Origin of the sequence: Terribacillus sp. 7520-G, from assembly GCF_002271665.1 — a bacterium.
In the GTDB taxonomy this organism is placed as follows: Bacteria; Bacillota; Bacilli; order Bacillales; family Amphibacillaceae; genus Terribacillus.
In genome coordinates this window covers 1-11987 of record NZ_NQFP01000008.1, presented here as the reverse complement: position 1 = coordinate 11987, position 11987 = coordinate 1, and the positions used below count along the sequence as shown (strand labels likewise).

The 11987-nt window shown below is 36.3% G+C and carries 18 protein-coding genes; 1 reads left to right on the top strand and 17 read right to left on the bottom strand.

Annotated elements, in window-relative coordinates:
* From CHH53_RS03995 to CHH53_RS03935, 13 genes are all read right to left on the bottom strand, one after another.
* Window positions 1-1123: terminase large subunit (locus CHH53_RS03995; RefSeq protein ID WP_143594460.1), on the bottom strand; the 1123-nt coding region annotated here is incomplete at its 3' end.
* 3 nt (window positions 1124-1126) lie between these two features.
* Entirely contained in the window at window positions 1127-1609 is a 483-nt protein-coding gene (locus CHH53_RS03990; RefSeq protein WP_095214835.1) for a phage terminase small subunit P27 family, read from the bottom strand.
* Between the two features lie 150 nt (window positions 1610-1759).
* Window positions 1760-1936 carry a hypothetical protein gene (locus tag CHH53_RS17260; protein WP_158221474.1) on the bottom strand — a complete coding sequence of 59 codons (177 nt, stop codon included), beginning with the start codon at window positions 1934-1936 and terminating at the stop codon, window positions 1760-1762.
* A 290-nt stretch (window positions 1937-2226) separates the two neighbouring features.
* Window positions 2227-2796 (bottom strand): hypothetical protein, encoded by a 570-nt coding sequence (locus CHH53_RS03980; protein WP_095214833.1) that lies wholly within the window; start codon window positions 2794-2796, stop codon window positions 2227-2229.
* Window positions 2796-3026, bottom strand: a complete 231-nt coding sequence (locus CHH53_RS03975; protein ID WP_095214832.1) for a hypothetical protein — start codon at window positions 3024-3026, stop codon at window positions 2796-2798. The genes CHH53_RS03980 and CHH53_RS03975 overlap by 1 nt, the downstream gene beginning before the upstream one ends.
* Before the next feature lie 31 nt (window positions 3027-3057).
* A complete protein-coding gene (locus CHH53_RS03970; RefSeq protein WP_095214836.1) occupies window positions 3058-3474 on the bottom strand; it encodes an HNH endonuclease signature motif containing protein in 417 nt (138 codons plus the stop codon).
* The gene (locus CHH53_RS17105; protein ID WP_143594459.1) at window positions 3401-3649 is read right to left on the bottom strand and encodes a hypothetical protein; all 249 of its coding nucleotides are present in this window, start codon (window positions 3647-3649) and stop codon (window positions 3401-3403) included. Before CHH53_RS17105 ends, CHH53_RS03970 begins: the two co-directional genes overlap by 74 nt.
* A gap of 195 nt (window positions 3650-3844) precedes the next feature.
* Entirely contained in the window at window positions 3845-4162 is a 318-nt protein-coding gene (locus CHH53_RS03960) for a hypothetical protein (RefSeq protein ID WP_095214830.1), read from the bottom strand.
* Between the two features lie 233 nt (window positions 4163-4395).
* On the bottom strand, window positions 4396-4989 hold the full coding sequence (locus CHH53_RS03955) for a hypothetical protein (protein ID WP_095214829.1): 594 nt from the start codon (window positions 4987-4989) through the stop codon (window positions 4396-4398).
* Window positions 4990-5217: 228 nt separating this feature from the next.
* Window positions 5218-5946, bottom strand: a complete 729-nt coding sequence (locus CHH53_RS03950) for a hypothetical protein (RefSeq protein WP_095214828.1) — start codon at window positions 5944-5946, stop codon at window positions 5218-5220.
* 291 nt (window positions 5947-6237) lie between these two features.
* Window positions 6238-7713 (bottom strand): DEAD/DEAH box helicase family protein, encoded by a 1476-nt coding sequence (locus tag CHH53_RS03945; RefSeq protein WP_369819858.1) that lies wholly within the window; start codon window positions 7711-7713, stop codon window positions 6238-6240.
* Between the two features lie 686 nt (window positions 7714-8399).
* Window positions 8400-8558 carry a hypothetical protein gene (locus tag CHH53_RS17255; RefSeq protein WP_158221473.1) on the bottom strand — a complete coding sequence of 53 codons (159 nt, stop codon included), beginning with the start codon at window positions 8556-8558 and terminating at the stop codon, window positions 8400-8402.
* A gap of 607 nt (window positions 8559-9165) precedes the next feature.
* Window positions 9166-9435, bottom strand: coding sequence for a hypothetical protein (locus CHH53_RS03935; protein ID WP_095214825.1), 270 nt, complete (start codon window positions 9433-9435; stop codon window positions 9166-9168).
* A gap of 63 nt (window positions 9436-9498) precedes the next feature.
* Between CHH53_RS03935 and CHH53_RS17870 the strand changes: the two genes are divergently transcribed.
* Window positions 9499-9771 carry a helix-turn-helix domain-containing protein gene (locus CHH53_RS17870; RefSeq protein WP_095214824.1) on the top strand — a complete coding sequence of 91 codons (273 nt, stop codon included), beginning with the start codon at window positions 9499-9501 and terminating at the stop codon, window positions 9769-9771.
* An 8-nt stretch (window positions 9772-9779) separates the two neighbouring features.
* On the opposite strand, the gene CHH53_RS03925 is transcribed toward CHH53_RS17870, so the two are convergent.
* The 4 genes from CHH53_RS03925 to CHH53_RS17600 form a co-directional block, all read right to left on the bottom strand.
* The gene (locus tag CHH53_RS03925) at window positions 9780-10565 is read right to left on the bottom strand and encodes a hypothetical protein (protein ID WP_095214823.1); all 786 of its coding nucleotides are present in this window, start codon (window positions 10563-10565) and stop codon (window positions 9780-9782) included.
* A gap of 188 nt (window positions 10566-10753) precedes the next feature.
* Window positions 10754-10897: an HU family DNA-binding protein gene (locus CHH53_RS17865; RefSeq protein ID WP_095214822.1), complete on the bottom strand. Its 144-nt coding sequence runs from the start codon at window positions 10895-10897 to the stop codon at window positions 10754-10756.
* Between the two features lie 70 nt (window positions 10898-10967).
* Window positions 10968-11426, bottom strand: coding sequence for a tyrosine-type recombinase/integrase (locus CHH53_RS17605; protein WP_233134825.1), 459 nt, complete (start codon window positions 11424-11426; stop codon window positions 10968-10970).
* Window positions 11417-11872: a tyrosine-type recombinase/integrase gene (locus CHH53_RS17600; RefSeq protein ID WP_233134822.1), complete on the bottom strand. Its 456-nt coding sequence runs from the start codon at window positions 11870-11872 to the stop codon at window positions 11417-11419. Before CHH53_RS17600 ends, CHH53_RS17605 begins: the two co-directional genes overlap by 10 nt.
* Window positions 11873-11987 lie beyond the last annotated feature (115 nt).

Sequence of the window (11987 nt, the reverse complement as noted above, 5' to 3'; positions counted from 1 at the left end):
AAACACTTGTTAAGTCGTCATTCTTACTTAAGTCCACGCCAAAATAAACCGATTTGCCACGTATGTCTACTGGTTCTTTCACTAGACACTTGTCCCAATCTCGGCCTGACATATAGCTGTCTTCAGATGCCTGTCTCCACATATTGAAGTTCTTAACTAAAACACCATTAATATTGTCTTCGTCTAATCCCTTTTTAAGATCATCCTGGATATTGTCAATGGCTGTCTTTCGCCCTTCGGGGATACAAAGAAGAGGATTGGATTTCTCCCATAGCTCTGGCTTATGTATTTCTTCCTCACTGTCTTGCTCATAAATAGCAATGAAGTAGCGCTCTGACTCAACTTCGCCATTTAGGACTTTATCTAAATACTTGTACTCTGCATACATGGGTACATTTAAGTTGAGACCAGCTGTAGAGATAATAGCAAGCAATCCATTCTTCTGCCGGATCATACCAGACTTAAGAACATCGTACATCTTTGTATCTCTGGACTCGTGAAATTCATCGATTACAGCAACCGTAGGCGCAAATCCATCCATTGTGGATGAATCAGAAGCCATTGCTCTGGCCTTGCTGTTACTTAATTGATCCTTTATTTCCTTATCCAGCACCTTTATACGTTTTCGGATAGTCTTACTCTTCTTAGATATAAGCCTGAATTGATCCTGCATCATCTCATAGCCTATCCTAGCCTGTTTGATGGCGTTACTTGTAAACAGTATCTGTCTATTCCTCTCTGGATAATTGCCTGCCAGTAGTTCATAGCTGCCTATTGCAGAGACAATTACTGTCTTACCCTGTTTACGTGCCATAGAAATTAACGCACGGGAGAACCTGCGGGAATTGTCGTCCTTGAATCTCCACCCATAAAGCGAACCAAGTAACCATTTTTGGAAGGGTGCAAGTTTTAATTCTTTCCCACTATCGGGGTCGGGGAGTATTTCGATAAAATTAACTATTTTAGAGGCTTCTTCGGGGACAAAGTGAAACTCATAATCATCTGATTTTGCACGCTTTAAATCGTTCAGATGTCTTTGACAGGCTTGAATAATCTTTTTACCTGCAACAATATTTCCATCTACGACATTCTGTGCATATTCTGTTGTAAAATCATGTGGCACTTATTAGATCAACCCCTTCACAGGGTCGCTTTCGTCGTCATCATCTTTATTTGAACCAATAATACGCAAACGACTATCAATGGATAATCCAAGCTGGCCAGCAATCGATTTAATTTCTGAACTAGCGTTTTTCATTATATTGATACTTGGATTTTGCTTGCTCACAATATCGCCTTTGCTATTCTTTTCTTCAACCTTGATACCAAGCTTTTTGATATCCAGCACAGCCTGCTGATGAATCGAATACCAAGAACAATACGTGGCCAGCAATGCTCTATCCAATTCACTAATTGGCAAATCAAGCAGCAAGGGAGCGACCCTTTTCCATTCCTTTTTACCCCTTGTATCCAAGAAAGTAGGGATGGTGTAAGGGTCTAACTGCTCAATCTCATACAGCTGCTGTTCAACTTCTTCGCGCTCTGCTATTTCTTCTTTAGTCAGATTTTTATTGGAAGCATTCAGCAACTTTTGTTTTCTCCCTGCCATTTACTCACCTACTTCCTTGTAATTTTGGGATATGTAAAAACTCAATATTTCATTTCGGGAAAATTTATCAAAGAAGCCTCCGCACCGTAGTTTATAAGCTTAAAAAGTTAGGGGGTTTCTTTTGGTGGGGGCTTTATTTATTCTTTTCACCTAAATAAAATCAGGCATTACTTCTTTAACGTTAATTACTTGCAAGGATGCGACTGTATCATATAAATCACCGTCTTCACCTTTATTTACAAATGCAATGTTCTCGACACTAAATTTAACTGCATCTGCCTTGATATTAATAAGCTCATTATCATGTGTGATTATAATGTATTCCAATATCATCCATCTCCTTTATCCTATTGCTCCTGTTATAACTCCAATGAACTTACCCTTCTCATCGTATACATTTCTCGTACTGTAATCCATGAGCCTTAGTCCACCGTCTGCTCTGAATGCTTTAAGGTCGTACTGTTTCGCTACAACTCTTTCAAGCTGTTCCCATTGTTCTTTATCGAAGCTAGGATATAGCAATGTTAAGTCTGCTATCACTTGCGCCACTCGCTCATTTGATTGCTTTGCTGTGTCTCTCTTCTTCTCCTAGAAGTCTTCCAGATCATCCAACCTACTCACCTATTCATCTCCTTATTAGTCATTGCTTCATACTCTTCCGTTGCTTCGGCATACTCTTCTTTAAGATTGTTTGTTAGTCTGTCAGATACCAGCTTAATACTTGGTGCAGATAAGCCATCCAGAGAATTGTTGATATGGGTTACTACTTCCTCGCCATCCTCAAAGTAAGCCTCATTGTAAAAGACATCGCCTGTTACCGTGGCTCTTCTCCAATTCCCATGCTCCACACTCTTCAGTGGAATAAGCTGTTCGTCTAGATCAAGCTTAGTTTCCTGAGCCTCAGATGTTTCTCCACCATTAAAGAATCCAACGTAGTCCTTATTATCAAAACACTTTAGCTTGTGCTGCACTTTCTCGTATACATCCTCAGAGACCTTGTCTTCATACTTGAGCATAGCTTCCCATAATTCATTGGCCATGCTTTCAAGATGACGATCGATAACCTCTTCCACTTCTTTATTAAATCGTCCGTCATGTATAGGCTGCTGAATAGCCTTCGCAATATTACGCCACGCATTATTGAGTGTGTCTGAAAGTTCTTTGAATGCTTCTTGTAGTTGCTTCATTACTGAGCCACCTCCAAGACTCCGACCTTGCGAACCTGGGACATTCTAATAAGCGCAACATTTCTATCGCCAACAGGCATTGACAACATTCCTGGGCTGTCATTCTCTAGCAATTCGTTAATGGCAAGCATTATCTTAGCATGCTCTGCAACGTCCGAATTGACTTTATAATTCTCTTTATCACCGTTTAGATAATGAACAACATACTGCATCTCTTTCGTTTCATTCATCCCATTACCATCCTTTAATTTGATTAGATTATTAAGATTTGTGATCCACTCTGTTGTGACAAGCAAAGCAAACTGATTCTAAGTTCTCCCAGTCTAATCGCTTATCCCAATCCACTTTTGTCTCTATAATGTGGTGGACTATTGTAGCCGACGTAACAAAGCCCTTACGCAAGCATCGCTCACACAAGGGCTGGTCAATTAGTTTTTGCCTTCTAAGTTTTCTCCAAGCTGAAGAGTTATAAAAAGCTATGTATGTAGGTTCATTACGATATCGCTCGTAATTATATTGCTTGTTGGTATGTCCTTTGTGCTTATCACAAAAGGTTTGATCAAAGTCTATAAGCTGTCTGCAACTTGCCTTATTACAACGCTTTTTAGGCTTGATGATAAATATCCTCAAACTGAGCGCCAAACAATCCGATGCCAGTTGTAACCTTAGCAATCTCATCATCTAGCTGATTAATCTTTTGCAAAACTATTGATGCGCCATGATTGTTTAATACGTCCTTCACTTCTAGCCCCAATGTGCCAAGACTCTCTTTTGTAGCCGTGCTACCGTCGCGAACTCTAATATCAAATTCCTTCTTAGCATCCAAAAAAGTATCAATGTCTTTAAATCGCATTTGCCCATCCTCCTATAAGAAAGTAATAAATTAGCCCTAGAACAACAAGAATGATGTTTATGATCAATATGGCAGCAAGACTTCCAACCATTGTCATACTCTTATCCTTATACAACTGTTTAGACATTTCCCACGAACTAGCCAAATAAGCAACAACGTAAATAGACAAGCCTGCATAAAACAGAATGCTAGGTATCATATTGCATAACCACTCGCTTTATATCTTTCCACTATGTAATTAATTGCCGTAAGTATGCTGTCTGCAGGTTTCAACAATTCTTCTCCGTACTCATCCCAATATCTTTGAGTAAATAAGTCGCGACCAATGACAGTTTGTACAATTTCATTGGTGATTCTTGACAATCCAATAAGCGCTAACAGACACCCGTGATCTGATTTTAACTGTTGCTCAGTCACACCAAGACACATTGTAAAGGCTTCAGGTATCGGCTGTGCAGAATGTACTCTAATGCCAAATTCATGTTTAAGTTTCTCAATTAGCTTATCGTCCATTATCAACGACCTCCATTAATTTTTATTTTTCTTTTTGTAGATATTCTCGTAATAATGCTTACCCATTTTGTTTCAATCGTTTCTGATTTTGACTGTGGCAAATACACTCCAATTACTAAAAAAGCCACCTATTAGGTGACTGACCCCTTGCCTATTATTGTGATTAACTTTATAATTTGATAGTGATTGATTAACGCTTCTTTCGTTTGCGCTTATGGTTGGGAGCCTTGCGCTTACGATTGGAGCGTTTTTTCTTTCATAGGAGCGTATTTATTATGTAGTTCTTTATAAACTCTTCCATAAATAAGATTATATGTCGATCTATATTCACGGCTGTATTCATTGCAAACTTTCTTGATGAAATCAATCTTTTTATTATTACCTCTTTTAAGCCATTCGTAATATTCTTTAATTATTTTCTCAGCTGTTTCTTTATTTAGACGCTTACCTTTCCCCATTTTTGCTCGGACACTTTCTCTTTTGTATTGACCTTCTCTGGTTGTCAATTGTAAATTATGTATACCATTAACGTGCTTGAGATTCTCATTAATATGGTCTACTTCTATACCAGTTTCTTTAAAGTTATATAGTATATTTGGATCTCCAAAAGTTGATGCCATAATAACTCTGTGCAGTGGATAACTTCTTCTCACATTAGTCTGTTTATTTGATAAATACACGTAAACATAGCCATTACTATTAGGAGTTGTACTAAGCCATTTATTTGAACGTTTTGACCATACCCGGCCATTTAATGTATCAGCCTCATAATCCGGAAACCCCGGAATCGGGGTAGTAATAAAATCTTTAACCAACATTTCTGTCATTAGACATCCATCCTTTTTTTATTTAATAGGGATGGATGATATCGCTATCCCTGCGTGCCGCAAAATTAAATGGCAATTCTATGTTTAGTTGTGTTGTGTTGCATTCAAATGAACGCAAAAAAGAGACACCCAATAATTTGGATGCCTCTGTTGAGGTTCATTTTATTTTACTTTTAAATGCCGTTCTTACCCCCTCATATATATATATTCGATTTTTTATCGAGAAATTTATCCGTTCTGCGTCATGGAGGCGCATTTCTTGCACTTTGTTTTAAATCCATTGTTTTTTTGCTTATCTTTTATAAAGAAATCTTCGGTTAAAGGTAGCATTTCTCTGCACTCTTTACATGCAACATAGTCCCATTGAACTCTTATATAATCCTGATCAGCCATTGCATATTTCCATTGCTTCGTATATTCATCTCTTATCTTTTTGCCCGCGGTTTTTAAGTTCTTTGTTATACTTTGTGCTCGTTGGTTATAGAGTAGAGCAATATCTGGCTCACGAAGTCCAGCTTCAAATAATGCGATGATTCTCTGCTGTTTAGGTGATAGCTGTGCTGTTGCTATGTAATATTCTAAATCTGAATATATGGCGATTATCTCTGGATTTGTTTGAGCCAAATGGGAAGCAGAGATGAACTTTTCCCATTCCGAGGGTTCATATCTATTAACCATTAGTCTTACTGGCTTAAATTCTTTATGTAATGGTATATCACCATCTTGCTGCTTTTTAAGAAATACTTCTTTTCGCTTTGCGTTCAATCGCTCCTCTGCGAGTAGAATAGCAATATCTGCAATTTCCTCTAAATCCTTCTCTTGGATTTCGCTTAATTGGTAAAAGTCATCAAATTGACTTCTGTTTCTAATCAACCCCTCAATTACATCTATGTCACTGAAAGTGATAAGAGAGTAGGGGTATTCATTTTTATGTATATCTCTTTTAACTGCTCCCATTCCAACTATCTCCTATTTATATTTTATTTTTCTTTCAAGTCAGCCAGCGAGCGCATTTCAGCTCGGTGGATGCAACAACGGGAAGCTTGCTGAGCGTTGTATATTAATTATTTATGTATTATGCAGACACAAGTACAAAGTCAAGTGCCTTAACAGCGCATTTTCCCTTGTTCCATACGGGAGAAATGCTTGTTGGCTACCGAGCAGAGCTCGCTATCCTGGATAACTTTTTGTTACCCCTACATTTGGATGTTTACTAATAGTCATATCACCCAAAAACAGTGGTAAAAATCAACCTACAAGCTTAACTACTTTCCATGCATTAGCAAAGTTCTTTTTCTTACCATCTATAATTCTACTTGTGGAGAATTGTTTTATTGCGTAGTTATACTTTGCTTCATCAAGATAAGCGTTTAAACTATTCAAGCTCTTGAGTAGTTTTCCATTTCGTTTAATATTAATTTTATTTATTAGCTCCTCACGATCAGCTCGTGTGAGCATAACTTGACCAACCATATAATACAGATACTCATTTAAATCATCTCGCTCCTGATTGTGCTCTATAATGCTGTATGTGGTGCCCTCTGCAGTTATTTGTCCTAGTCTGTCTGCCATAAATTCACAATAGACATCCTTGCTAGAATTAGTACGTAGAGTGTTCAACAACTCTTGATCTATATTTAGCTTTGCATATTTAGTTTTGTTTATCTTCTTGACCAGATTACCATTTTCATCGATATCATCATAAAGCACCTGTCCATGATCCACTTGACGATAATTACTCTGTATTAGTGATTCAACACCATGACTCAAAAAATTCTTAACCATTTTAAGCTTGAAATTATTTCTGTTATACAATCTTGCTAAAGACTGCTTATTTAAGGCTTTTATGTACAAATTCACTTTGTCATTAGGGTTATTTAACAAATCGACGCGTTTTCTACCAATACATTGAATTAAGGAATCGACATCTGTCACATCGCAAATGATATTTTTAAGTGAATCATCCCAAATATTCAATCCAGAATCCATACAAGTTGTTGTAATTAACAATAGATGATCAAATTTTTCTCGCATTAACACGTTTTTAATCTGTTCTTCATCCACATAGCGATAATAGCCTTTTCCATTAGTTTTAGAACAATTGAATAGTGCATGCTGTTTATGTTGCTTATACAGCTCATACGCCTTCTCAACGTCATTTAAAAAGACTATTGTTTTAGTTCTGGTTTTTATAGCATGGTTGATAATATCCTCTATTGTTTCGTTCTTATAGAAGAATGATAGTTCCTTTATATGACTGTAATCATTAGGTAAGTAATAATCCTGGATTGTATAGTTAGGTACTTTGCTTAAATAAGACTTCATTGAGTCTCCGGTAGCAGACATAAATATTTTGATCTGATGCTTAGCTCCTAAAATTGCAGCAAGTGATAAGTCTGTATAGTTATTGAATGATGCATCTGAGAAAAAGTAATGGAACTCATCGGATACAATGTAATCGTACATATCAAAGTTGAATTCAGTATGGTGTGTGTTAAGTTTCTCTATTGATTGGTATGACTTAACATGTATAGTGGATGACTTACCAGCTTCCTTTATCTCATGCTTGAATTGATCAATGGTATTCGTCCTATGTATAAGCATGAGTATCTTCTTATTCTGTTGTTGTGCTATGTTGTATAGATCATTCTTAATAAAGTGACTCTTCCCTGCTCCAGTTCCTGCTCGTATGGTGATAAGCTGATCAGGATGCCATGAGTATATGTCTTCAGATGTGATGATGTCTGATACTTTGGTGTGTCTATTTTGTTGCTGATTACTGATTATTGATTCCTCCTCTCTAGTGGGTCAGGAAGTAATTGTAACCCAATCTGCGCATACGGAAAAAATACGCAAAAAGCGTTGATTTTTTATTTCGAAACTGCTAAGATATTATTAATTCAATTAAATAATTCTTTTGGCTAATGCAATGACATCGCTAAAACTATTTAAAAGAATCCTAAAAACACTACACAACTTTAATTGGTATTTTTAACACCTCCATAATTAAATTAAACACAAAATAGACCTACCTAATGGATGGTCGACAAAACAATCGAAGGTATTCATTCCCTATAAGGAATTTGATATGCGTTCGCTATTTGTCATTCCTCTTTTAATTCTGTGTTTATCTTAATATACTATTCAGCTAAACAATGAGTCAATATAGAATTGGAAATTATTTTATTTTACTTATAATTCTATGAGAGAGTGTAGATCTCCCTCATTCTTAATTACATGTACTTCAAAAACATCCTCTTTAGAAAATCGATCACTTCTGGACTGTTGGCTATTTGTTTAATTCTTTCCTTTTCTTCATCGGTTGGCTCATTCTCCACTTTACACTTTTCTAAGAGTTTATAGTAGTGTTTAGTTTTTTGCTTCCTCTGTTCCATCTTATCCCTTCTTTCTTACCTGCCCAAAGCCTCGTCTACGAGTATTTTAGCCAATGCTTTGTATAAGTCTTCGATATTGGTGTCAAATTCTTGTTTTATAACTTCAATTTGATATTCTCCTCTGTCTACAATCGCAAGTACTTCTTCCTGCTCATTTAAAATATCTTTATGCATTTTAATATACTCCTCTCAGTGCAATCTTGTACTTTTCTTCATAATTTCACATAATTCTTCCACATCCAACTTAATTTCAATCATATTGCTGACTCCTATCTTGATTATTAGAGTGGACACTCCGCCCACTCTTAACCTAGAATAGCACAGAAATCTGTATAAAGTTAGATATCAATTTGCGCTTCACCAATTTTGAACATATTTAAGATATCCATCTTTAATAAAAAATAACCAAGTATACATACAAGTCTTCTCTGGGAACAAAATACTTTTTCTTGAGGAGAATATAATTTCCACTAGAATATCTAACTGATTTAACTTGCACTTCAACGAATGGATTACCTGATAATCTCGCAATAAATTCAACACCATAATCATCAACTTCTGGAGTAAAGACTTGATATCCATACGATGCAAACTCCATTTTAGCGTAGTATTCAGCATATCTCCCCAATTGATGCTTATTTAAATTAGACTAGTTTAAGTTAGGCATTATTGTACTCCATTCATTATAAATAGGATTGATTGTAGTATATTATTTTTATATAATTATATTATCGTGAAGAATTTGCTCAGAGAGTGGACAGCTCTTTGAGCTTTTATTTTTCTATCGAATCTGAGCATCATACTCGTCCGAGACCTCTAAAGATGAATCTAATATGTTAGGCCGGATGACTTCCCCATCTTGTAACACTATTTCTAAATCGATTGAACGGATACATTCACTAAATGCCGATTGGATAAGCTCATGTGCCTCCTCCTCGCTTAAAGCTGGAACATCCAAAGAAATAGGGATTTGCAGATAGCTCATTACATTATAAGTTTTATATCCTTCTTTGATTTCTTTGCCTAGACTGATGTTTGTTTTGTTTGACATGATATTTCCTCCTTGATTTCAAATACTATTGATTTGCTAGTACGTTTACTCTATCATTGACTTATGATTGTGTCAATGAAATTATTTAAAAAGGAGAAAATAAAAATGCCAAAATACACTTTGCATTCAAATTTAAATCAAATTATCCAAGAAAGAAACATAACTATCCGACAACTCTCAAAAGACACAGGCATTAGTTTTGAAACTATCCGACGGCTTGTTAATGGATCTGCGGTTAACTTATCACGGCATACATTAGCTCAAGTATGTGTCGTATTGGATATAACTCTTGATGATTTATTCGACATCATTCAACTAGAAGAACAGCCCAATTAGGCTGTTTTTTATTCGTCTTGTAAATTGTTTAAATCAGCTAAGAATAACTCATTAAATTTGCACTCCAGGACTCCATAGAAATACGGTTCAAAGCTTAATTTAATCTTTCCAAGCTTCAATGATCGCACTGCTTGCTGCAGAGATACTATAGCTGTCTCTAGCTTATCTTGTGGTTTATCATCACAAAGATATTTCCATGCAGCGATTTCTACCCGAGTCCATAGACCTTCAATGCGTTTCGCAGAGTTAAAAAAGGATGCTGCTAATTCTTTGAATGGTTTTGGCACTGAATCGCTAGTGAAATCAGCTGCCAAGTCAGTTTCAGGGTTGTTCTTACGTTTATTAGTGTTTAGTTTGATAGTATTAGATTCATAGTATTGTGGCTGGTTCAATTGTTTAGGTGGTTCATTTTGTTTGGTCTTGTCATAAATTGTGGTAAATGGTTGAAACACATACAAATTAGATGATTGGCTGCCGTTTTTACGACTTAAGTTATGTACCTCTAATAAACCAAACTCTACACATTTAGAGATGGCACGTTTAAAAGTAGATCGACTGATACCAATCTTGTCATTAAGCCATGTACTGGCCACAATTTTGCATATGCGGGCATTGGAGATGCCCGGAATCTTAGCGCACCATTTAGATAATGCTTTAACTGCAATCACCTGAGAAGGCGTGAGGAGCTTCTCCTGCTTGATATGAAGCAGCCATTGTTCCATACTGTTGTTAAAGTCCTTCAGACTATTGAATTGGCTGTACGATTGAAATTGATCAAGGTTTCCTTGCTGCATGATATCTCTCCCTTTATTTAGAAAAGGGCGCACTTAAATAAGCCTACTACTTGCCAACTTTTTGAAAATGGCTTATAGTAAAGATACATAACTTAATGGCCTAGTACGCCACAAGTCGAGCAGGGATTGCCGTCCCTTATGCTCGGCTTTTTCTTTTTTTATTTATGTGATTTAATCCTGTGAGAGTTTCAGATTACATAGCTCTCATAATTCGTTAATTGAACTTCTTCACCTATTGCCAAAGTACTATCAATCGTTATAACTGCATTGCTAAGTACTGCACTCACTTGATCTTGTGTAAGCCCTACTTTTTGAGATACTACTTCAATCAACTCTTTTTTTAGTCATTTTTTCAATCCCCTTTAAAATTATAAAGTTATCCATATACCGAAATAATGCTAGTTAGTTTGTTCTCCTATTCATTAATGGGCTGCTTGAAAGTGCTTTATTAGATAGTTGCTCACTACTTAAGGACTGCAGATATCTTTGTGTTGTAGATATTTCAGAATGCCCTAAAAGTCTTGATAGTGAATAGACATCATTGCCTTGGTTAAGCGACTCTACAGCATAAAAATGACGAAACTTATGAGGATGAACATTCTCTATTCCTGCTCTTCTACCAGCTTCTTTAATTAAGTTGTGTATAGCTGGATGTGATAACCCATAGCCCTGATACGAAAGAAAATAATTATTGCCACCTATTTGCTTATCTGCAAAGTAGCTTTTCTTTAATCGCTCATATTTAATCAGTATCTTCTTGAGTGCAGGACTAATAAAGACAACACGCTCTTTATTTCCTTTTCCTTGAACGAGGATCGTAGTCTCTTTTACATTCTCCGTTTGCAGCCCTCTTATCTCCATGCTCCTCTTAACCCACAATCAGCCATCATAGCGATTATGGCTTTGTTTCTGACCTCTAGGTACTCTTTATCATTAAAGGCCTGTATCATGCTTAAAACCTCTTTTAGAGTAAATCCAATGAAAGTCTTTTTAGGAAGCTTCGGTAAGGCCACCTTATCCATTGGGTTAGTTATTAGATACTCTTCTTTAATACACCAATTAAAGAATGCTATAGCTTGCTTTGCCATAGAATGAATGCTTGATGGCTCAATTCCTGATTGCTGTCTGAAACGTATGTAAGCTCTTAGATCGTGGAATGTAATCGATTCGAGTTCCTTAACACCTCTCTTCTCTGCTAAAAAATTATAAAGATGCTTATACTCTTGCCTCTTATTTATCATTGTCTTCTTTGTATAACCCCTAGCTAAACAATGATATTCATACTCCTTTAAAGCATCGTTGAACAACAAAAAAACCACCCTCTCCGCTTAATTTTCCAGCAGAAAAAGTGGTTTTGAGATTTAATTAACCAAGTCACCTATAAAATCCAAGAAAAATCAACCTGATCAATCAAATCCCTTG

What these genes read in the sequence shown, in the direction of transcription:
- CHH53_RS03925 (WP_095214823.1), bottom strand. Translation starts at nt 10,565, where the DNA reads ATGCAGCAAGGAAACCTTGATCAATTTCAATCGTACAGCCAATTCAAT.
- CHH53_RS03970 (WP_095214836.1), bottom strand. Translation starts at nt 3,474, where the DNA reads ATGAGATTGCTAAGGTTACAACTGGCATCGGATTGTTTGGCGCTCAGT.
- CHH53_RS03990 (WP_095214835.1), bottom strand. Translation starts at nt 1,609, where the DNA reads ATGGCAGGGAGAAAACAAAAGTTGCTGAATGCTTCCAATAAAAATCTG.
- CHH53_RS03935 (WP_095214825.1), bottom strand. Translation starts at nt 9,435, where the DNA reads ATGTCAAACAAAACAAACATCAGTCTAGGCAAAGAAATCAAAGAAGGA.
- CHH53_RS03955 (WP_095214829.1), bottom strand. Translation starts at nt 4,989, where the DNA reads ATGACAGAAATGTTGGTTAAAGATTTTATTACTACCCCGATTCCGGGG.
- CHH53_RS03950 (WP_095214828.1), bottom strand. Translation starts at nt 5,946, where the DNA reads ATGGGAGCAGTTAAAAGAGATATACATAAAAATGAATACCCCTACTCT.
- CHH53_RS17105 (WP_143594459.1), bottom strand. Translation starts at nt 3,649, where the DNA reads ATGCGATTTAAAGACATTGATACTTTTTTGGATGCTAAGAAGGAATTT.
- CHH53_RS17255 (WP_158221473.1), bottom strand. Translation starts at nt 8,558, where the DNA reads ATGCATAAAGATATTTTAAATGAGCAGGAAGAAGTACTTGCGATTGTA.
- CHH53_RS17870 (WP_095214824.1), top strand. Translation starts at nt 9,499, where the DNA reads ATGATTGTGTCAATGAAATTATTTAAAAAGGAGAAAATAAAAATGCCA.
- CHH53_RS03960 (WP_095214830.1), bottom strand. Translation starts at nt 4,162, where the DNA reads ATGGACGATAAGCTAATTGAGAAACTTAAACATGAATTTGGCATTAGA.
- CHH53_RS17605 (WP_233134825.1), bottom strand. Translation starts at nt 11,426, where the DNA reads ATGGAGATAAGAGGGCTGCAAACGGAGAATGTAAAAGAGACTACGATC.
- CHH53_RS03975 (WP_095214832.1), bottom strand. Translation starts at nt 3,026, where the DNA reads ATGAATGAAACGAAAGAGATGCAGTATGTTGTTCATTATCTAAACGGT.
- CHH53_RS03980 (WP_095214833.1), bottom strand. Translation starts at nt 2,796, where the DNA reads ATGAAGCAACTACAAGAAGCATTCAAAGAACTTTCAGACACACTCAAT.